Source organism: Cytobacillus firmus DS1 (assembly GCF_000565285.1).
GTDB lineage: Bacteria > Bacillota > Bacilli > Bacillales > Cytobacillaceae > Cytobacillus > Cytobacillus firmus_A.
In genome coordinates this window covers 126,349-145,931 of the sequence record NZ_APVL01000007.1, presented here as the reverse complement: position 1 = coordinate 145,931, position 19,583 = coordinate 126,349, and the positions used below count along the sequence as shown (strand labels likewise).

Annotated in this window: 20 protein-coding genes; 3 read left to right on the top strand and 17 right to left on the bottom strand. The window is 43.3% G+C overall.

Translation table 11 applies throughout. The features are described 5' to 3' along the window. Window positions 1-105: 105 nt before the first annotated feature. From PBF_RS11110 to PBF_RS11040, 15 genes are all read right to left on the bottom strand, one after another. Window positions 106-666 (bottom strand): hypothetical protein, encoded by a 561-nt coding sequence (locus PBF_RS11110; protein ID WP_035329825.1) that lies wholly within the window; start codon window positions 664-666, stop codon window positions 106-108. Next, window positions 663-989 carry a hypothetical protein gene (locus PBF_RS11105; RefSeq protein ID WP_035329824.1) on the bottom strand — a complete coding sequence of 109 codons (327 nt, stop codon included), beginning with the start codon at window positions 987-989 and terminating at the stop codon, window positions 663-665. The genes PBF_RS11110 and PBF_RS11105 overlap by 4 nt, the downstream gene beginning before the upstream one ends. Window positions 990-1,095: 106 nt before the next feature. After that, entirely contained in the window at window positions 1,096-2,058 is a 963-nt protein-coding gene (locus tag PBF_RS11100) for a VOC family protein (RefSeq protein ID WP_035329823.1), read from the bottom strand. A gap of 29 nt (window positions 2,059-2,087) precedes the next feature. After that, window positions 2,088-2,873, bottom strand: a complete 786-nt coding sequence (locus PBF_RS11095; protein ID WP_035329822.1) for a 3-(cis-5,6-dihydroxycyclohexa-1,3-dien-1-yl)propanoate dehydrogenase — start codon at window positions 2,871-2,873, stop codon at window positions 2,088-2,090. A gap of 15 nt (window positions 2,874-2,888) precedes the next feature. Then, the gene (locus PBF_RS11090) at window positions 2,889-3,398 is read right to left on the bottom strand and encodes an aromatic-ring-hydroxylating dioxygenase subunit beta (RefSeq protein WP_035329821.1); all 510 of its coding nucleotides are present in this window, start codon (window positions 3,396-3,398) and stop codon (window positions 2,889-2,891) included. Between the two features lie 38 nt (window positions 3,399-3,436). Further along, window positions 3,437-4,744, bottom strand: coding sequence for an aromatic ring-hydroxylating dioxygenase subunit alpha (locus PBF_RS11085; RefSeq protein ID WP_051488870.1), 1,308 nt, complete (start codon window positions 4,742-4,744; stop codon window positions 3,437-3,439). 92 nt (window positions 4,745-4,836) lie between these two features. After that, the gene (nadX, locus tag PBF_RS11080) at window positions 4,837-5,619 is read right to left on the bottom strand and encodes an aspartate dehydrogenase (protein WP_035329820.1); all 783 of its coding nucleotides are present in this window, start codon (window positions 5,617-5,619) and stop codon (window positions 4,837-4,839) included. Window positions 5,620-5,631: 12 nt separating this feature from the next. After that, window positions 5,632-7,077 (bottom strand): aldehyde dehydrogenase family protein, encoded by a 1,446-nt coding sequence (locus tag PBF_RS11075; RefSeq protein WP_035329819.1) that lies wholly within the window; start codon window positions 7,075-7,077, stop codon window positions 5,632-5,634. Window positions 7,078-7,091: 14 nt separating this feature from the next. After that, window positions 7,092-8,813, bottom strand: coding sequence for a thiamine pyrophosphate-binding protein (locus PBF_RS11070; protein ID WP_035329818.1), 1,722 nt, complete (start codon window positions 8,811-8,813; stop codon window positions 7,092-7,094). Between the two features lie 27 nt (window positions 8,814-8,840). After that, the gene (locus PBF_RS11065) at window positions 8,841-9,632 is read right to left on the bottom strand and encodes an SDR family oxidoreductase (RefSeq protein WP_035329816.1); all 792 of its coding nucleotides are present in this window, start codon (window positions 9,630-9,632) and stop codon (window positions 8,841-8,843) included. A gap of 23 nt (window positions 9,633-9,655) precedes the next feature. Further along, the gene (locus PBF_RS11060; protein ID WP_035329814.1) at window positions 9,656-10,570 is read right to left on the bottom strand and encodes a VOC family protein; all 915 of its coding nucleotides are present in this window, start codon (window positions 10,568-10,570) and stop codon (window positions 9,656-9,658) included. Window positions 10,571-10,734: 164 nt separating this feature from the next. Then, window positions 10,735-11,271, bottom strand: a complete 537-nt coding sequence (locus tag PBF_RS11055; protein WP_035329812.1) for a cupin domain-containing protein — start codon at window positions 11,269-11,271, stop codon at window positions 10,735-10,737. A gap of 147 nt (window positions 11,272-11,418) precedes the next feature. Beyond that, on the bottom strand, window positions 11,419-12,696 hold the full coding sequence (locus PBF_RS11050) for an MFS transporter (protein WP_035329810.1): 1,278 nt from the start codon (window positions 12,694-12,696) through the stop codon (window positions 11,419-11,421). Between the two features lie 292 nt (window positions 12,697-12,988). Continuing rightward, the gene (locus PBF_RS11045) at window positions 12,989-13,771 is read right to left on the bottom strand and encodes an IclR family transcriptional regulator (RefSeq protein WP_035329809.1); all 783 of its coding nucleotides are present in this window, start codon (window positions 13,769-13,771) and stop codon (window positions 12,989-12,991) included. Between the two features lie 78 nt (window positions 13,772-13,849). After that, the gene (locus PBF_RS11040; RefSeq protein ID WP_035329808.1) at window positions 13,850-14,668 is read right to left on the bottom strand and encodes an alpha/beta fold hydrolase; all 819 of its coding nucleotides are present in this window, start codon (window positions 14,666-14,668) and stop codon (window positions 13,850-13,852) included. Between the two features lie 261 nt (window positions 14,669-14,929). Here PBF_RS11040 and PBF_RS11035 point away from each other — a divergent pair, with 261 nt between their 5' ends. Genes PBF_RS11035 through PBF_RS11025 form a run of 3 tightly spaced genes read left to right on the top strand, consistent with a single transcriptional unit; the run spans window position 14,930 to window position 18,070 of the window. Next, complete coding sequence (locus PBF_RS11035; RefSeq protein WP_035329807.1) at window positions 14,930-15,493, top strand: biotin transporter BioY; 564 nt, start codon at window positions 14,930-14,932, stop codon at window positions 15,491-15,493. Between the two features lie 35 nt (window positions 15,494-15,528). Beyond that, window positions 15,529-16,980, top strand: coding sequence for an AMP-binding protein (locus tag PBF_RS11030; RefSeq protein WP_035329806.1), 1,452 nt, complete (start codon window positions 15,529-15,531; stop codon window positions 16,978-16,980). Next, window positions 16,976-18,070, top strand: a complete 1,095-nt coding sequence (locus tag PBF_RS11025; RefSeq protein WP_035329805.1) for an acetyl-CoA C-acyltransferase — start codon at window positions 16,976-16,978, stop codon at window positions 18,068-18,070. The genes PBF_RS11030 and PBF_RS11025 overlap by 5 nt, the downstream gene beginning before the upstream one ends. Window positions 18,071-18,247: 177 nt before the next feature. Here PBF_RS11025 and PBF_RS11020 read toward each other — a convergent pair whose 3' ends face one another. After that, complete coding sequence (locus PBF_RS11020) at window positions 18,248-18,823, bottom strand: DUF6944 family repetitive protein (protein ID WP_035329804.1); 576 nt, start codon at window positions 18,821-18,823, stop codon at window positions 18,248-18,250. A gap of 45 nt (window positions 18,824-18,868) precedes the next feature. Further along, a complete protein-coding gene (locus PBF_RS11015) occupies window positions 18,869-19,477 on the bottom strand; it encodes a DUF6944 family repetitive protein (protein WP_035329803.1) in 609 nt (202 codons plus the stop codon). Window positions 19,478-19,583: the final 106 nt, after the last annotated feature.

Genomic DNA, 19,583 nt, shown 5'->3' with positions numbered 1-19,583 from the left:
TGTTCCTCCCTCAGAATTAATTATTCACATTATATAACCAACTATTCCGACCTGTCAACTTGTATTTAAGCAGAGAAAAGGCCCTCCAAAACATATATGGAGCGGTTAAACTAATGATAGTATGAATACACAGATAAGGATCGCGTAATATGCACCAAAGATAATAGCCCTTACATTAGAGCTTCGTGTATACCATGTGAAGTCTGCAGGTGATTGAGCACCATCCACCTTTCTGGTGTGAATGACCATGCTGATATTGATCATGACTAGAATGCCGATAGTCAGAAAAAATAAAAACATCGGTTCAATATTCAGAAATTCCCCGGAATCAGAATGGAAGTAAGCATTGAAAAATAGGATGCTGCTGACAAGCAGAGTCCAAATACTCCCCACAGTCCGCTGCTTACTCCATTCATTGCCCATTTTTTCTTTTTCATAGATGGCAATTTGTTCGATTACAGGAAGAATAGATTTGGCGGAATTACGCTTTACCCATCCCACTATGGATTGAATCAGAGTTGCCATGCCAAGGAGTATAAACATTTGTGAATAAGTAATATCTATTAATATTTGTAAAATGTAAGAAGCTGTTAAGAAAAATAGGAGTGTGGCATTTAAGAGCAGGAGCTGTCTGATTCTCAGTTTCTTAATTTCAGAAATAGTCACGATCCCGCCTCCCTATGTCTCATTAAATAAATAATGGGGCTCACGGTTCCCAGGAAGACAATCACAAGGAACATCCAAAATCCACTTCCTCCTCCCATCCCCAGCTCATCGGCAAGAATGGCTTCGAAAAATATAACCTGGCCAGATATAATGATTGAAATGAGGGCCACCGCCATAACCGTAAATATGTTCATAAAACCCTGCAAGGCTTTAGGAAGCCAAACAAGAACGAATAGAATCACGGTTATTAAAAGGAAACTGGAAATAACCGGCCTTAATAATGTAAACGTTCCATCTGTTACAAAAGATTCATAAGTGTACATAAATCGCCCTAATTATTTCAAGATTGGTATTATTTTACAATTAAACAGGTATGTATGCCACCTTAAAAAACGGCTGCACAATTATGTGCAGCCGTTCGGCCATTCTTTAAAATCTCTCAAGTAATTCAATAATCACTTTAAATGTTGAGGTTGTATCCATATAGGCGTATTTGCCTTTCCCATTAAAAAAATTGCCAGTTTGTATGACAGGATATCCCATTCCTTCCAGCAATCTGATTTTTTCATCCAGGTTATCGACAAGAAACGAAATATGATGGACACCTTCCCCGTATTTCTCCAGATGTTCCTGCCAAGTACTTGGTGAATCACCTGGTTCAATTAATTCAATTTGAATGAAGGGTGTATTGATGAACATATATCTAGATTTACCTTCTGTTGGCTGACCTCTGAAAATAACCTGTGTCTCTTCACTTGGGCCTGATTGTATAATGGGTGGCTTATCGGCACCGAGAAGCTTACAATAAGCTTCTGCAGCTAACTCCAGATCTTTTACCACGATTGCCAGCTGCTCGACTTTATTTGTTCCAAGCAAAGAGCTTTGTAATTCTGGGGCAGCTGCAGTATTTCTTGCCTCAGAGCTTTCCAGGAGTTCAACCAATATCTTGCAGTCCTTCAAGGTATCTGCATAAACATATTTGCCTTCACTGGCTGTAAACTCTCCACTTTGCAGTGATGAGTATCCGCTCTCCTCGAAAAAAGGCATCCGCTCTATGATGGATTCCACATCAAAGGCAATATGGTGTATGCCTTCTCCGGCTCTATCCATAAACTCCCGCATCGTGCCCGGTTCCTCATTCGGTTCAATAAGTTCAAATTGAACAGTTGGCGTATTTAGAAAAGCTAATTTGCTTCTTGATGCAGTAGGCTTTCCACGGAAAATGACCTTTGATACTTCCTGATCACCAGTTAAAAACCATTCAGGTTTCGGAACACCCAGTAAACTTGAAAAAGCTTCACTTGCCTCTTCAATATCCCGAACTACAAAAGCCAGCTGGTTAATGGACTGATTTCCTGCCAATGGCGCTTTAGCGGTTTTGCTTTCTGCCATAAGACACTCCTCCTAAATAACGCTTCTCCTCAGGATAAACCCCGTACAGCAAGACCTCCATCACTGGAAATCACTTCTCCTGTAATGGCACGGGATTGATCAGAAGCAAGCAATAGATACGCTCCAACATGGTCCTCACTGGTCATGGCTATGCGAAGTGGATTTCGGGATTTAATGCTTTTCGCTTTAGCTTCCGGATCGACTGATTTCACAAACGGCTTAAGCGGATGAATGACATTGAGTGCCGTCAATGTGCCGCCGGGGGCGACTGCATTTATCCTGATATCCGGGGCTAATTCAAAGGCAAGCTGGCGCATTAAGCCGATTTGCGCGTGCTTGCTTGCTGTATACCAGACTCCGCCCCCGTCCGGGTAAAAGCCGGCTCCGGAAACCGTGAAAATCATATTTCCATTTGTTTTTTTTAATTCATCCGCTGAAGCTTTTGCACCATTAAAATACCCTTTGACATTAATATTGAATAACATGTCATAGGCATCTGACATGGCCTCCGGTGTTACTTCACTAAAATTGGCAAACCCGTCGAATACGCCGGCGTTAGCAACGAATACATCCAGTTTCCCAGCCGCTTCCACAGCCGCTTCAACGGCGTGAATGTGATCCCCGTATTCAGTGACGTCCCCTTCCACGCATAGAACACGATCACCGAATTCCTTTTTCAATTGCTCGAGGCCAGCTGCTGACTTATCCAGGACAGTTACAAAGGCTCCTTCCTGTATAAAACTCTCTGTAACAGCCCTTCCAATGCCAGAGGCGCCTCCGGTCAAATAGACTGATTTTCCGCTAAGCAGTGCCATACTGGATGCTCCTCCTTATACAAAAATAGCAAGATTTCTGGTATTGAGTGTCGTCTGATCGACAATGAAAACCCTCTTGGACAATTTCCAGACTCCATCCTCATATATAAATTCATCACGCCGTTCTCCTGAAATCAGGTCATGATGGATGTCTGTACTGCGACTGCGATAGATTAGAAGATAACTATTTACAGATGCTTTTTCATTCGGGACATAGTCGGAAAGCTTCACATTGCTTACATAGCGGCGAGTGCGGGAAGGCGGAATTTCCGCCCAGGCATAATCCGTTTTTAACCGTTCGACTCTCAGGCTCAGCAACTCTATATCATCATTAAACGAAAACATATCTTCCGCATAATCCGGCCTTTCAGTGCCTTCTTTATTGACGCGTACAGGCATTTGATAAATCAGGGATGAATGCATAAGGCTGAACCAGCCATCAAAATCGATATGATCAAGCCGCTCAGCTTCTCTGTATAGCCATTGTTCAAATTCATAGGTTGCGAGCATTTTCTCTAAACTCATTCTGTATTCCCCCATTTCCAGGCATCGTTCCAGTTTACTTAAGCGTTCATGAGATCAAGCCAGTAGCGATAGAAGTTCCTTTGATTCGCTTCAGAAAACTTATCATCGTAGACAACACCAGGACCGTTGAAACCACTGACCGGTTCACGGTGCATCCCCATCGTATAATTGTAGACAAGTTCTTTCATAACAGGCATTGGACCTGATGCGGCAGCGGTTATGTCAGTAAATACTTCTGTATCATCCTGCTCGAAAATGCCTGAAGGGCTGAACGTTAAAATGAATGAATCCCTTGAACGTTTCTTCCAGTCCTCTGCAGCATTTTTCTCTACGAGGAACCAGGCGATTACTTCCATTTTATCGGGCCCAATTGGCCTCCACATCCGAACGGTTGTATTCGAAATCAGCTGCCCTTTCACTTTTGTATGCGAAATGAGGAAGCTCAGGTTGGGAAAGATGTTACCGATCATATTTTTCAAATTGGCCAGCACATCATATTGTTCATCTGTTAAATTGGATTTATATTCCGATTTCAGCTCTTCAGGGAATGCGAAATCAGGATTAGGAGTGCCCAGATTTAAACCATGCCCGTTCATTGTGTGGATCTGGTATCCCTTTTTGGAATATGTTGCACTGGGCACCATGCCCAATTTTGCAATGGATCCATGAGTGACCATTGTGTGGTAGGAATCGCCGACAAAGTTATCTGCTCCTACCTTCCAGTTCGAATGGATGATGAATCTTTGCGGAGGGCCGACGACCTCCATTTCAGCACGCCCGGCTAAAATGTCCAAATACCATTTGAAATCGCCCAAAAAATCTGAAAGAGACTCTGCTTCTTCATTCCAGGTTCCAAAAATAAGGCCTTTATACGATTCAATCCTTATTTTGTGGAGTCCCAGCTTGGACTTATCCAGGTCAGTTCCATAAATATCCTTCTGCAGAGGCACTCCAATCAGATCTCCATTGTTTTTAAAATTGAATCCATGATAAGGACATACAAATGAGGATTTATTTCCTTTGTCAGCACGGCATAATTTCATCCCCCGGTGTGTGCACATATTGTAAAAGCCGCTTATTTCATTCTCTGAATCTCTTGTAATGATAATAGAGTAGCCTGCTAAATCTCTTAGCATATAATCATTTTTATTTGGGATTTCTGATTCATGGCCAATAAAAAGCCAGGTTTTCATAAACACCTTTTTATGCTCAATATCGTAAATCTTAGGATCTGCGAGGATAAAAGCAGGAATGGATCCAGCCTCAGGCTGGACTGTTTCGTTCAAGTAGCCGATCGTTTCTTTTTGGGTCATTTCTTCTAAATTCTTAGTTGTCGTTTTAATCATATGTAAATTCCCCCTTCGTCTTAAAATAAGCTTCTCCAAGGAGCGAGGAAAAGAATGAAATATTCTCTTCCTGCTGTTGCACCAGTTTACATCTATCCAACCCGGATCATCTCATCCCTATTCTTCAATGAAGCCAGGATGCTTAGAGCTGCCAGGTAGCTTGTCTTTGGATTATTAGGCATCGGGTCATTTTCGACTTGAAGCGACAGCTTTCCGAAAGAACCTGCTGCCTCAATCGTATGGCTATTTTTCCTTGCTGCTGGATCGGATATGATTTTAACTCCGGTATTCTCGGCACCTAATCCCGCGAGAGACAAGATAATGGAAACATTGATATTCTTTGGGAATAATCTAATGGCTTCGGCGGCAGAACCCTCAAAAAGCACCTTTTCCCCATTAAGCGGGGCACCAGGAAGTGCCTGAGGAGGCTTCCTGGTGATAATGGAGACAGAATCCAGCTCACCAATCGATTTGGCAGCTTTTAAAATATCCAGTCCGCCGATTGCCCCTGATGGCAAGTGGATTTTCGTATTATTTAAGATGCAGATTTCTTCAAGGCACTTATAAAATTCCCGGTCTGCCAATGCCCCAACACTGCTGACAACCAGATCTTTGCCTGAAAGCAAAATGGAAGCAGCATACTCTTCTACAGCTTCAACAGTTGCTGCTTCAATAACCAGGTCGGCATCGGATTTTAAAAGGGATTCCACGTCTTCAAAGATTTCCGCTTCAAATTCACGTGATAGTTCCTTTGCCTGTTCCTGGCAGCGAGTATGAAGGCCAATAATTTTCGCATTCGGTATTAAGCAGTCTATATTAATGCTTTGAAGCAGGAACCTGCCTATATTCCCGCCTCCTATTAAGGCTAATTTCATATCGGTATCCCCCTAATTGGCAAAACCATAGGAATCTGCAAAAAACTCCAGGCCGCAATGCCGCGTTTCACGTGAAAGTCCGCTTTCCTTTAGGCCCGGGAAGTCCAGACGGAGATCCTGAAAAACGGTATGATTATTATGGAAAACGGCGCCGGCCTCTAACCGGTCTGCAAATTCAAGTGCTTTGGATTCATCTTCTGTCCAAACAGAAGCCCTTAAACCAAATTCACTGTCATTTGCCAGGCTGATGACTTCCTCATCCTCTTTAAATGGAAGGATTGGTATGACAGGTCCAAACTGTTCGGCACGAACAATTTCACTTTTCTGATCCACTCCGGTGATGATTGCAGGCAGTATGTAATAGCCTTTATCCCAGGACTCTGGATCAAGCTGAATCCCTCCTGTGATGACGGTGGCTCCGGATTTTCTGGCGCGTTCGATCAGGCCATTCACATATTCGTACTGGGCCTTATTGTTCAAAGGCCCCATCTCGGCATCAGGCTGAATGCCATTTCCAACCTTAATATGCTGAAATTCTTTTCTAAGCTTTTCTACCAGCTCCCCGTATCGGGATTCATGGACATAGATCCTTTTGATGGCTGAGCACACCTGGCCTGCTGCCCTAAGAACTCCGAAACGCAGTCGCTTAATAGCGCTTTCATCCAGATTGGCATCTTCGAGAATAATAGCCGCATCATTTCCGCCAAGCTCCATGTAGACATTTTTCACCGTGCCTGAAGCAGCTCGCATGATTTCTTTCCCGGTCTCGGTACTGCCGACAAATGCAATGGTTCGGATTCGCGGATCTGAGCAAAGCTTATTGCCGATCAGCCCTCCTGAACCAGTTACAACATTAATGACTCCATCAGGGAAATAAGAAGCCACTGTCTTGAGGAATGACATGATTGTTAGCGGACAGCTTGTCGCCGGCTTTACAACGACTGTGTTTCCGGCAAGAACAGCTGGGATCACCCGCTTAAACGTAAGGATCATTGGTGAGTTCCATGGAGAGATCACTGCCGTTACCCCACGGGGACGCTTTCGGATTTGGACCTTCTGGGAACCGGGAATGGATTCAGGCTTCCACCATTCCAAAAGCTCTTCGGCAGTTTCCTTCATAATATCGACACAGCGCAGAAGGTCTTTTTTCGCTTCCACCAGCACTTTTCCATTTTCTCGGATCAGCAAAGTGACGTTCTCTTCGACACTTGCTTTAATCTCGTCGGCAGCGAGCTTCATCCGGTTTGCCCGGTCCTCAATCTCACTTTTCGACCAGGTTTCAAAAGCCTTTGCTGCAGCAGAAATGGCCAATTCAACCTGTTCTTCTGTACACAAGGCAACTTCGCCCACAACTTCCTGATGATCAGCCGGATTAAGAACATGGGCTGTATTTTCTGTCTGGATCCACTCTCCAGCTATTAAATATTTTCCTGAAACAAATGGATACGTCGAAATCATCCCAAATCACTCCCTTACAACTTTTTCGGTTTGAACGCTTCCGCCGCGCCAGGAGGCCCACCAAATGGTTTCGCCATTGGCCCGACTGCTTCCATATCCACTACAATCATGGATGGTTTTCTCCTGTCCATTGCCTTCTCCAGCTCGGATGCGAATTCTTCCGGAGAACCGATTTTTGCAGATGCAAATCCCAAGGACTGAGCCAGCAAAACGAAATCGGGGCTAACTAAATCGACCGCAACCTGCCGTCCATAGGCGGCATCCTGAATATTTCGGAGAACACCATATCCTGCATCATCAAACAGGATGACGATTATCGGAAGGCTTTCCTGTATTGCAGTTGCCATTTCACCGACATTGACCATGAAGCCGCCATCTCCAGCTAATAAAACAACTTGTCTATCCTTACATCCCATTTGTGCTCCGATTGCAGTCGGCAAGCCTTGCCCAATTCCTCCGCCTGAAGCATGTATGGATGTACGCGGCTGATATATTTCAAATAATCGGCTGCCCCAGACATTTGCCTGTACCGTAACGTCACGCACCAATACAGTATCCCGCGGGAGCAATTTACGCATAGCATCAGCAATTTTTTCATATGGTCCAAGTGTTGCTCTCAACTGAAGACGCAGTTCTTTCCTTACTGATAGCACTTCTTCCAAATAATCTTTGGAAGGTGATAATGATTCCTTAGCCAATTCTTCATTTACTTTTCTCAATATAAGCTTAGCATCACCTGCCAGCCCAATGGCCGCGGCATAATTTCTGTTCATTGCCTGGAGATCAGCATCAATGCTGATATGATTTTCTGGAACTTCTATTTTCCAGTTGGAGGTTTCATTCCCTCTAAATCTGACTCCAATGCTGATCAGGAGATCCGATTTTTTCACTAAATCTTTTGTTAATTCAAATGATGCAAAGTGGCCAATACATTGAGGATGATCCTCCGGAATGCTGCCCTTTCCTGATTGGCTCGTAATAACGGCTGCCCCGATCCTTTCCGCAAGCTCCTGCAATTCTTTGGAAGCCCCGGAGCTAATGACGCCCCCACCTGCCCAAATGACCGGGCGGCGGGCCTGGCTGACTTTGGTTATCGCCTCTTTTGGAAGATACGATATTGAGCTGTTTTCCTGTACTGAAACATTCACTTCTTCCAATGAATAATCCGGTATAATTGCAGATTGGAAATCGATTGGAATTTCTACTGAAACAGGTCCTGAAGGTACAGCAGCAGCTTCCTTAATGGCTTGCCTGATAACCGCAGCTGCCTGTTCAGGCCTTCTTAGCCGCATAGCTTTTTTGCATGAACCCTCCATAATAGACAGCTGGTCTTTACACTCGTGAATATAGCCTCTTCCAGTTCCCAAATAGGGGGATGCAACCTCACCTGTTAAATGCAGGAGCGGAACCCCCGCTGCCCATGACTCAATCAGTGAACCAGCAGCGTTTCCTGCACCAGTTCCCGTACTCGTGATGACCACTCCCAATTTTCCTGTCGCACGGGCATAACCATCTGCCATATTTGCCGCACCGCTCTCCCCGCGGGAGCATACCAGATGAATTCTTCCATCACGGAGGATGGCATCATAAATCGGCATATTATGAATGCTTACAATCCCAAATGCCACCTCAACACCAGCACGGACGAGTTCCTTCACAACTGCATCTGCTGCAGTAAATTCCATTTGCTCACTTGCTTTTACCGGTGCAATTACCAATTGTTCCTGTTGGCTCATCCTAATCATTCCTGCCTTTGCTTAATATTAAAGCGCTTTCCCCAGCGCTCCAGCTGTCTCAATGGTTGATCCTGAAACATAACTTGCCTGCTTTGAGGCTAAAAAGAGAATGACACTGGCTACTTCTTCTGCTTCTCCAACCCTGCCCAGCGGAATCTCCCGCTTTGCTGCAAGATCTTTGTAATATTCCTCGGCATCCATATCAGGTGCATTTTTTAATCGTCTGCGTTCCCACTGGTCTGTACGGATTAATCCAAGACTTACGGAGTTGACCAGGATATTGTCTGATGCAAGCTCTTGGGAAAGCGTTTTACTTAAGTTCAGAAGACCTGCCCTTGTAGCAGCTGTAGCAACCATATGTCTTTCAGGTTCCTTTGCGAGCGTCGCATTAATATTAATGATCCTTCCGCCTCCGCTCTTCACCAAATATGGATGAACAGCACGTACTGCATGGATAATGGCAAAATATTTTAACTGAATCTGCTCCTGCCATTGCTCATCTGTAATATCGAAGAAATGGCCCATAACACTTTGTCCGGCTGCATTAACCAAAATATCAATTCCCTGAAATCGGGCTGCTGCCGAATCGACAAAACGGGTAACATCCTCTTTATTTGTTACATCACAAGTGGCAGCAAGAATCGACTCACGGGATCCGAAATGCAATAAATGGTCAAAGGCATTATCCTTCCTCTCTGCATTCCTGCCGCATACTGCCACATTGGCACCTTCCTGAAGGAACATTTCTGCTGTCTTGAGGCCTACTCCAGAAGTCCCGCCCATAATGACTGCTGTTTTTCCTTTTAAACCAAAGTCCATCACGATACCCCTTTCAAATATCTTTAGGTTAATGCTTTCACGCTGATCCAGCCCGGATCTGGCTTTCCGCCCATCGCCGCACGTGCTTCAGGTTTTGGAGGTCCGGCTATTCCCCATTGATCCATCAGGTGTGGAACCCTTTTCCATACTCGAGCCACCCATTCTTCCTCGTCTTCAATGGTTTCGAGGTAACAAGTGTATTCCATGACAAATTTGGCAGGATCCTGGAAGTAACAGAAGATGTTATTTCCCGGTCCATGGCGTCCAGGACCCCAAAGCTCCTGATAGCCTGCCTTTCGGACGTTCGAAATCCCCCGCATAACTTCGTCCACTGTGTCCACCTCATAGGCAATATGATTGACAGATGCATGCTGGTCCTGGTTGAAGGCAATTGAGTGATGCTTCCTGTTGCAGCGGAGGAAGGACATTTGGTGTTCGCTCCAATCAGTAACCTTAAATCCTAAAATATTTGTATAAAAGTCTGTAATCATATCCAGGTCTGCCGTATTCATGACAACATGATTCAGCTTCACCGGATCAACATTCTTCTTATTCCAGATTGTCGTGTGCATTTCCACCCATGCTGAAAGTTCAATGCAGCGGTTTTCCGGATCAGCAAAGCGTAGCCCGTACCCTTTACCTTCTTCATCTAAATAGCCCGGCGGTGAAATAATCGGGATCCCCTTGGAAGCCAGAATCTCCGCAGCCCTGTCAACGGCGTTCTTATCAACCATTCCAAATGCAATATGATGAAGCCCCGCTTTTTCTCCCCGCTTCAAATGTAAAATATGATTCTCTGAACCAGCACCTCTGAAATAGACAGAATCCCCATCTTCGGATACCTTATCAAGACCCCAAATCTTCTCGTAAAATTCAGCCTGCTCCTCAAGAACTGGAGTAATGAGACTAATGTGCCTCAAGTGAGTAATGCCTAACATCCCATGCACCTCCAAAGTAATAAGTCTTTCATTCAATCAGTTGCATGCAGCCATGTGTATCAGGAAACCTTTTTTGTTAAAGGAACCGGGATGACCCGGCAAATTTAAGTGTTAGCGGTCCATCCCGGTAATATTTATTAGATTGCCAGTTTGCTTGAAAACGATTACTTTCCGTTGATAATGGCTTCTCTTTCTTTCGCACGCTGAATGCGAAGCTCCTCAAGAGCACTCCCCTTCGGATATGTAGGAAGATTTGGTTTTACGGCACCAAGCATAACCAGCATTAACGCTTCTTCATCGCCATCATTATGAATGCCGCGGTACACTCCTGGTGGAGAACTGATGCAATCGCGTTCATTCAGACGAATTTCATGAACTTCTTCCTTCCCTACTTCCTGGATAAGAGCCTTTACACTCCCCTTAAGAATAAAGAACACTTCTTCCACATCATCGTGAAGATGAAGAGGTCCAACACATCCAGCTGGAAGGACCATCGTACTGAGTGTGAAATGTTCCGCTGCAATTACATTTGAATCATTATTCGCTGTTGCTCCGCGGCCAATATATCTCATTTGCGCCCTTTTATACTTTGGATCAATTTCTTCCTGAAATTTAAGAACATTCCAGTCCAGTGATCGGTCTTCCAGCCTTGCTACATATTTTTTTTCAAAAGCCTGCACATCAAATTTTTCAGCTGACATTTAATATCACTCCTAAACCATTATTATGTTTTATATACAAAACAATGTTTTACTTACAGGTTAATAATAAATCCCAATATTTAATATGTCAATTAAAAATATTGAGAAAAATTAAAATATTGAAACTTGGTTTTAAATATAAAACTATTATACGATTACTTTTCTATTTGGAGGAATCTGTTCTATCCGAAGCTCCGCTGCCTCTTTTTTGATTGTGAATATATAAGCGATGAAGCCCAGACTCGCTGCAATAATAAGCATAACGATAGATGGGCCAAAATCCCCGCCTGCAAGGTCTCTCATCCATCCCATGATATAGCTTGAAAAACCGCCTAATATATTTGTGAATCCCATAAGACCGGCAGCACGCCCTGCTGTTTCCGGGGTCGAAAATTTCACGATAAATAAATTGCTTAAATGGAAGACTCCGCCTTGAGTTCCCATTGCGAGTCCCATACAAATACCTGCCAGAACCGGATGCGGTGCAAAAATAGCTGCTGTTAAGAATACTGCCGTTAAACTGAACAGAATCGTGGCCAGCAAGCTTGGACGTCTTGTTTTGTCTGCCAAAAATCCGCAGGATAATACAAACCCTAGAGCAAAAAGCCAGGATAATGAGGTAATCCCTGTCATTGCTTCTCTTGAGAAACTTTTCGCCTCAACGAGATAAGTAGGCAGCCAGATGCTTATTCCGAAAAACAAAAACGATGACATTAACATGCCAAACCAAACGATCCAGTAGCGGTAGTCCTGGGCAAAGCTTTTCTTTGGTTTTTCAGTGCCATCAGACTTGCGGATATACGCAAGCTCTTCCTTATCAATTGCATAATGCTCTTCAGGAGTATCCCGGCTAAGGAACCAAAACATTGGAATAACAATAAATAGATTAAAAGCAGCCAGGAAGAAAAACGCAGCTTCCCAATGGAAAGTGGCAAGCACTAAAGTCAATATAACGGCACCACAGGCAGGTCCGAAATAATTGCCCGCGAGCCAGGTAGATTGTGCCCGGCCAAGTTCCCGCTGGTTAAACCAATTCGAAATGAATTTTCCGCAAACCGGAATCATCATCCCTTCACCGAATCCAAGAATAACCCTGCTGACTAAAAACATCTCATAGGAAGTTGACAAACCGCCTGCAATCATGGTCACAGTCCAAATTACCAGCCCGAATACAGCGGTTTTCCGCGGGCCTGCTTTATCAATAACAAAGCCCCAGAAAATGTTTGAAACGGCGTAAGAGATTGTAAAGATAAATGTTATTAAGCCAATTTTGGCGTTTTTGTCTGCCCCTGTTAGCCCCAGATCACTAAGGAAGCCAGGATCCGTTTGAATAACCGAGATTCCCAGTTTATCAATTTGTCCAAAAAACCAGAAAAAGAATATAGGCACAGCAATATAGAGCCATCTTTTGTTCCCCTTCAGCATTTGTGATCCCCTTTCAAGAAACATATTCATTTTTTGTAACCGCTTTCAATTACCTTCGATTCTCAAATATTATACTTCATAAGAAAAAATTTTTTGGTGGTATTTTTTGCCCTCCTTTCAGCCATTCTTCGTTTTATATATAAAACAATGTTTACCACTTATTAATAGTGTAAAGTTTTTCGAAAATTGAGTCAATAAAAAATTTCAATTTGTTTCATTTGCTAAATTATGTTTTATATACAAAACAAAAAAGCTTGCAGTGCTGCAAGCTTTTAACCATTTCTTTTTATTCCTATAGATGATATCCCATATAGCCAGATAACTTTTTTGAAATCTCAAGCACTTTAGGCAGCGCTACTTGTTCAATAAACTCATCATGGAATGTTGCCTCTGTTGCTACAACATTAATAGCAGCCATAATGCTGCCGGATTTATCAAATATCGGTGCCGCTACCGATTGAATCCCATGGTGAAGCTCTCCTTTTGTAATGGAGTATCCATTTCCCCTGATTATTTCAATTTCATTTTGAAAATCAGCCAGGGACGTTTTGGTCCTATCCGTATACGGCTTCAATTCGGACCCATAAAAAAGCTGTTTCAGCTTTTCCTGCGGCTGGTAGGCCAGCAGCAATTTTCCATTTGCGGTTGCATGAGCCGGAAGCCTCAGTCCGATATTGACATTAATAGCAGATACCCCTCTGACAGGCGCACTGCCAACATACACCACTTCGTTCCCATCCAGAATGGATAAATGGCAGGAAGCCCCTGTTTCATCTCTTAATGTTTCCAAATAAGGCTGGGCAATTTCCGGAAGTTTTAACGTACTTAAATAGGAAAAGCCCAATTCCAATACCTGGGGCGTTAAACTATATCTCTTTGAGTTTTCATCCTGGTCAAGATAACCAAGCGATTGGAGGGTATACAATAATCGATACGGGACTGTTCGGCTAACATTCAATTCTTTTGCAATTTCAACCAATGACAGAGTTGGACGCTCTTCATTAAAGAGCTTTAAGATTTCCAGTCCCCGTACCAGTGCATTGGCATTATACCGCTCTTTTTCCTCTTTTGCCATGCAAGTCACCCCCTGTGTTTACATTTTTACTAACATATTAACAAAACCAGGATAGAAATAGGAAGTATTTCTCTATGGTTACCTTTCTGCTAATTCTTCTTTTTTGTATGCTCCCTGCAGGAAATTCAAAATAAGGGCATTAAAATAGTCCGGATTCTCCTGATAGCATAAATGCCCTGTTTTCGGAATGGTTTTCAGAATTGAATTTGGGATGTACTGATGGAAAATTTCAGATTCGCTTACAGGAGTAACCTTATCCAATGCCCCGCAAATAACAAGGACAGGAACAGGAATGGAAGGCAGAATATCCATTTGATTTAAATTTGAAAGTGAAAAAGCCACAGAGCGATAGCCCATCGGCCTCACTTGGGACATGATGCGTTCTGCTTCCTTCTTTACTGCTGGATCCGGGTTTGGCGCAAGAAGCTCTTTTACTCTTAATTGAGCCAATTCCTTTGGATCCAATGTATCAATATTATGTAAGCGGTTCTTCAGCTTTCTTTCGTTTTCTTCATGACTCTGCCCAGCGGCACCGCGAGTGGCATCTGCAATAATCAGCCTGGTCACCATATCGGGATAACGGCTGCAGAAATCAAGCGCGATGGCTGAGCCCATTGAATGGCCTAATAGATTAACAGATTGATAATGCAGCCCTTCAATAAAGCCCTTCAAAACATCAGCAAATTGGCTGAACTGTGTAAATTCCTCCCAAGGATCAGAACTCTTGCCATAGCCGGGCGCATCCCAGGCAATAACAGTAAATTCCTTACTCAGCCCTTCCAGCTGCTTTTTCCAGGATTGTGAATTGTTTCCCAGTCCATGAAGAATAACAAGCGGCTCACCATTTCCTTCTACTTCATAATGAATAGTTAAATCATTGACATCAATAAATGGCATTTTATTAACCTCCACACATGTTTGTTTTGTAAGTAAAACATCGTTTCGGTTAACCTAATCATAAATCATATTCTGGAATAGTCAACTGAATAATCAAAATATATTATATCCATTAACTCATTGCCTATTAAGATTTAGTTAACACGTTTTCAGTCCTTCCTAAAAACAAGTGTAAACTGCATTATATATCAGGTTGACAAATTTTTATGTAAACCATAAAATAAAACCAGTTAACCTATTAATATGAATTGGAGAGGTATTATGAAAGTTAAAGAGATGACATTTGTAGCACTTTTTGCGGCTGTTATGGGAGCACTCGGTCTTGTTCCTCCTATCATGCTATCTTTTACACCCGTTCCGATTACCTTGCAGACTCTTGGAGTCCTTTTGGCCGGCGGTATTCTAGGTGCAAGGCTTGGTGGAATCAGCATGGCATTGTTTTTACTCTTGGTTGCTGCCGGTGCACCATTATTATCGGGTGGCCGCGGCGGCATTGGGGTTTTCTTCGGTCCCAGCGCCGGCTATTTAATTTCTTACCCGGTAACAGCATTTTTTATCGGCTATTTACTTTCACACTTCAAAACTTTAAAATTAATGAATATCCTTCTCATAAATCTGACTGTCGGAATATTCCTAATCTATCTGTTTGGCATTCCGGTACAGGCCTTTATGATGAATATTCCTCTGGCAGAAGCAATTAAATTAAGCCTGGTTTATATCCCGGGAGATGTATTGAAGGCGACTCTTGCCTCATTCCTGGTATACAGACTGCTTAAGCATCCGATTATTAATAAGCAATTCTCTAAATCTCTGGAGACACTTTAAGGTGTCTCCTTTTCCATAAGGAGAGGAACAGCCCAATGACGAATATTACAGCAAATATCAAAAAATTCGCCGAAGAATCTCCGAATAAAGCAGCAATTATTACCCAAAACCAAATACTAACCTATAAAGAGTGGATAAATCTGCTGGGTCAAACGGCTAACTGGTTTGACACCATTCCTTTGACCAATAAAACTGTCGGTTTCCTGCTGCCAAACGGGATTCAATTTCTCCAATTATTCACAGCTGCCGCCATGGCTGGATGGACAGCTGTTCCTTACGACATAAAATGGAAAGCTGAGGAACTTAATGAGCGGATCAGGATATCCAGCCCTTCTATTGTGGTAACAGTTAGAGAAAATTATGACAAAGTTTCCAGCATGCACCCTTCCGTCCTGTTATGGGAGGATGCCTTAATGGAAATTGGCGGACAAATTCCTGTCTTTCATATCGATTCAGAAAGCAACAAACCTTTTTATATGGGTTTTACTTCAGGTACTACCGGCAGCCCAAAAGCATTTATCCGTTCCCATAATTCCTGGGCGGCCAGCTTCAAGGTGAACCATTATGATTTTAAAATGAATGAGAAAGAACACGTCCTGATACCGGGGGCACTTATCCATTCTCATTTTTTGTATGGTGCGGTAAGTACGCTGTGTACGGGAGGAACGGTTCACCTGCTCGAAAAATTCAGTGCAGCCAAGGTTCTCTCATGTATCGAGGAGCAGCCCATCAGCACACTTTATACAGTTCCTACGATGGTTTCAGCTATTTTAAGAGAAAAGAGAATCGTAGAGAAACCGATAAAAATCTGTTCCTCAGGTGCGAAATGGGATGAAACTTCGAAGCTGGAAATCAGCAACATATTCCCCCAGCTCTCCATGATCGAATTTTATGGAGCCAGTGAATTGAGCTATGTAACATTTCTTGCGGATGAGGATAAAGCAGGATCAGTCGGAAAGCCTTGCCATGGTGTTGAAATCGAAATTAGAGGTACAGATGGAAGGAAGCTTGCTCCTTATGAAATTGGCAAAATATTTGTACGAAGTGAACTTATTTTCGATGGATACCTTTCAAATGAAACAATCCATTCCATACAGGATCAGGATGGATGGGCAACTGTTGATGATATGGGCTATGTTGATGAAGAAGGATATTTATACATCAGCGGGCGGGAAAAGAACATCATTTTATATGGAGCCATAAATATCTTCCCTGAAGAAATCGAAAAGGTGATCAGGCTCCATCCCGCTGTCGAGGAGGCTGCTGTGATCGGGATGGATGATCCATATTGGGGCCAAATAGCAGTGGCGATTATTAAAGGCAACACGGATGCCCTTTCGTTAAAACGCTTATGCAAAAAACATCTTGCCTCCTATAAAATACCGCGCAAATGGATCTTTACTGAAGAAATGCCCTACACAGCAGGCGGGAAAATCGCCAGAGCCCAGCTGAAGGATTCCATCGAAAGAAAGGTGATCAGCCATTAAGAGAGCAGTGATTGTAAAAGCCAAAAGAACGCCAATTGGAAAAGTAAATGGGATGCTCAAAGACTATGAACCTCATGAACTCGCTGCCCCGCTTCTGAATTATCTTGCTGCAGGTATAGAAGAAAAAATTGATGACGTCATTTTGGGCAATGTCGTTGGACCTGGCGGCAATGTAGCCCGCTTGTCTGCATTGGAAGCAGGTATCCCTCTGTCCGTTCCGGGTTTAACCCTGGACAGGCAATGCAGTGCAGGTCTCGAGGCCATTCGGCTGGCGTGCTATCTTATCCAGGGAGGTGCGGGTACTTGTTATTTAGCAGGTGGTACGGAAAGTGCCAGTACCTCGCCATTTTCCAAAAGGGCCCGATTCTCCCCCGACAAAATTGGAGACCCTGATATGGGTGCCGCAGCGGAAAATGTTGCGGAAAAGTACAGCATATCAAGAGAAGCTCAGGATACATATGCACGATTAAGCTATGAACGGAGCTGGAGAGCTTTTGAAAATGGAATCCTGGCAGACGAACTGATTCCCTTTGGAAGCCATTCACATGATGAGGAGTTTTTCAAAAAAAGAAAAATGGATACCCTTTTAAAACGAGCCAAGCCAATATTTAAAAAGGATGGAACTGTTACCGCAGCCAATAGCTGCGGCATTCATGACGGGGCATCTGCTGTGCTGGTGATGGAGGAAGAAACAGCAATTAAAAATGGCTACAAACCCATTTTGCGTTTTGCTGATAGTGCCGTTGCTGGTGTACACCCCAACTATCCGGGATTTGCGCCTGTTCCAGCCATACAGACAATACTGGAAAGAAATTATTTAACCATTGACGATATTGATTTAATAGAAATTAATGAAGCATTCGCCTCAAAAATTACAGCATGTGCCAATGAGCTTTCCATTCCATATGAAAAACTGAACGTTAATGGAGGGGCTTTAACAATTGGCCACCCCTATGGAGCGTCAGGTGCTGTGTTGGTTACAAAATTATTTTATGATGTGCAGCGAAGACGTTCTTGCAAATATGTATTAGCTGCCATTGGAAGCGGAGGCGGAGTTGGTGTTGCTATTTTGTTTGAAGCAGTTTGTTGAAAGCTTGAAGGATGGCCTGGAGAAGTGTGATTCCAGGTTATTTTTCGGCTTGAAATCTGGCAGAATCCGACGTATTAGCACAATTTTATCAACTGCTAGCAGATTGATAGTCGACAAATATCACCTGATATCACAATGATAACCATGCTTTTTCTCTTTTTTTGCAAAATATGCAGCTTATTCACCTGCCTGAATGATCACATATGCGCCAAGAACTGCACCAATGAATTCAAGCCATCCTCCTGCAGCCAGCAGGACTCTTTTTTGAATGCTCTTTTCATCTTCTATAAGAATTCCTATAGCGTCGAGGATAGCAGATACCGAAATCAATGAGTAACCCAGAGTTTCTAGATTGCTGAGCAGATTGTTTTCATCGTTTTCAACTCCTGCAGCTTCCAATGCTGCACCCATGGATTGAATGGTACTGCCTAGTGAATTAAAGCCTGACACAGAAACTGATGGATTTTGAATTTCAATATTATTTGCAGCCGTGTTGATGGAATTCCCGCCTGCCTGCGTAAAGCTCCCAATAATTCCATATAAATTAGCTGTTTCACTTTCTTCAGCCAGGCTTATCCTTCCGAATCCCTGCAGGCTATTGCCAACTGCCTGAACACCGTTTCCGTCCCGTATCAATTTTTTGTTCACATTGTTTACATCCGGCTTCATGGTTTCTCCAATCGCAGAAATAAATGTACCTGCAACCAAAAAATAAGCTCCGACAGTTAATAAATCATCTTCTTCCAGATTCATGTTTACCCCTCTCTAATTAACTTCTTCATTCGCCAAAGAAGATTTTCAGTTCGGCTCATCGCTTTCATCACTGCTTCCAGAAGAAGTCTCCTGATTCTCCTCTTGAATCTGGCCAATTAGTGATAAAACAGAACCAACTGCCTGTATCCAGCTTCCTGCTGCAATAATATTGTTTGCGCTATCTCCCGATTCTCCCCTCTCTTTTTCCCTGAGATTTATAGTCCCCCCGATTGCCTGCAGGGAATTGCCAATCGCCTGAAGCAGGTTGCCGTATATATTAAAAAGCTGACCTGCTGCAGTGGGATCTTCAAATTCGTCTCCAAGTGCAGCGGCCCCGCCAAGTGCCTGAATCCAATTCCCTGCAATCACTAATTTATCTTCATTTTCTCCCTCTAAATCTAAAGTTAATCCAGCAATGACTGTAATGTTTCCAATAGACTGTATCTCATTGCCTGCCTTTTCGAGAGATGGTTCACCCTGTCCGTCTGCTTCGAGGGCATTTCCTGTTGCCTGGAGGCTATTCCCCACGATATCAAAGCCATCAAATAGTTTTTCCATTTTCTTTGTCTTTGCGGGTATGGTTGAGACAGCTGAAATGACCGTACCAATGGCAGCTAAAGCGGCTCCGATGATCTCTTTTAGTTGATTGTCCATAACATACTCCTTAGCTGACGTATGTTTAATTATATTCAATAACGTAAATAATGGGTACGATGTTATGGGTTGACGAGAGGAAGTTCCGGTGTCGGAGTATAAAGAA

What these genes read in the sequence shown, in the direction of transcription:
- PBF_RS11015 (WP_035329803.1), bottom strand. Translation starts at nt 19,477, where the DNA reads ATGGACAATCAACTAAAAGAGATCATCGGAGCCGCTTTAGCTGCCATT.
- PBF_RS11100 (WP_035329823.1), bottom strand. Translation starts at nt 2,058, where the DNA reads ATGGCAGAAAGCAAAACCGCTAAAGCGCCATTGGCAGGAAATCAGTCC.
- PBF_RS11055 (WP_035329812.1), bottom strand. Translation starts at nt 11,271, where the DNA reads ATGTCAGCTGAAAAATTTGATGTGCAGGCTTTTGAAAAAAAATATGTA.
- PBF_RS11095 (WP_035329822.1), bottom strand. Translation starts at nt 2,873, where the DNA reads ATGGCACTGCTTAGCGGAAAATCAGTCTATTTGACCGGAGGCGCCTCT.
- nadX (WP_035329820.1), bottom strand. Translation starts at nt 5,619, where the DNA reads ATGAAATTAGCCTTAATAGGAGGCGGGAATATAGGCAGGTTCCTGCTT.
- PBF_RS11030 (WP_035329806.1), top strand. Translation starts at nt 15,529, where the DNA reads ATGACGAATATTACAGCAAATATCAAAAAATTCGCCGAAGAATCTCCG.
- PBF_RS11060 (WP_035329814.1), bottom strand. Translation starts at nt 10,570, where the DNA reads ATGTTAGGCATTACTCACTTGAGGCACATTAGTCTCATTACTCCAGTT.
- PBF_RS11090 (WP_035329821.1), bottom strand. Translation starts at nt 3,398, where the DNA reads ATGAGTTTAGAGAAAATGCTCGCAACCTATGAATTTGAACAATGGCTA.
- PBF_RS11040 (WP_035329808.1), bottom strand. Translation starts at nt 14,668, where the DNA reads ATGCCATTTATTGATGTCAATGATTTAACTATTCATTATGAAGTAGAA.
- PBF_RS11085 (WP_051488870.1), bottom strand. Translation starts at nt 4,744, where the DNA reads ATGATTAAAACGACAACTAAGAATTTAGAAGAAATGACCCAAAAAGAA.
- PBF_RS11070 (WP_035329818.1), bottom strand. Translation starts at nt 8,813, where the DNA reads ATGAGCCAACAGGAACAATTGGTAATTGCACCGGTAAAAGCAAGTGAG.
- PBF_RS11020 (WP_035329804.1), bottom strand. Translation starts at nt 18,823, where the DNA reads ATGAATCTGGAAGAAGATGATTTATTAACTGTCGGAGCTTATTTTTTG.
- PBF_RS11075 (WP_035329819.1), bottom strand. Translation starts at nt 7,077, where the DNA reads ATGATTTCGACGTATCCATTTGTTTCAGGAAAATATTTAATAGCTGGA.
- PBF_RS11065 (WP_035329816.1), bottom strand. Translation starts at nt 9,632, where the DNA reads ATGGACTTTGGTTTAAAAGGAAAAACAGCAGTCATTATGGGCGGGACT.
- PBF_RS11035 (WP_035329807.1), top strand. Translation starts at nt 14,930, where the DNA reads ATGAAAGTTAAAGAGATGACATTTGTAGCACTTTTTGCGGCTGTTATG.
- PBF_RS11045 (WP_035329809.1), bottom strand. Translation starts at nt 13,771, where the DNA reads ATGGCAAAAGAGGAAAAAGAGCGGTATAATGCCAATGCACTGGTACGG.
- PBF_RS11105 (WP_035329824.1), bottom strand. Translation starts at nt 989, where the DNA reads ATGTACACTTATGAATCTTTTGTAACAGATGGAACGTTTACATTATTA.
- PBF_RS11050 (WP_035329810.1), bottom strand. Translation starts at nt 12,696, where the DNA reads ATGCTGAAGGGGAACAAAAGATGGCTCTATATTGCTGTGCCTATATTC.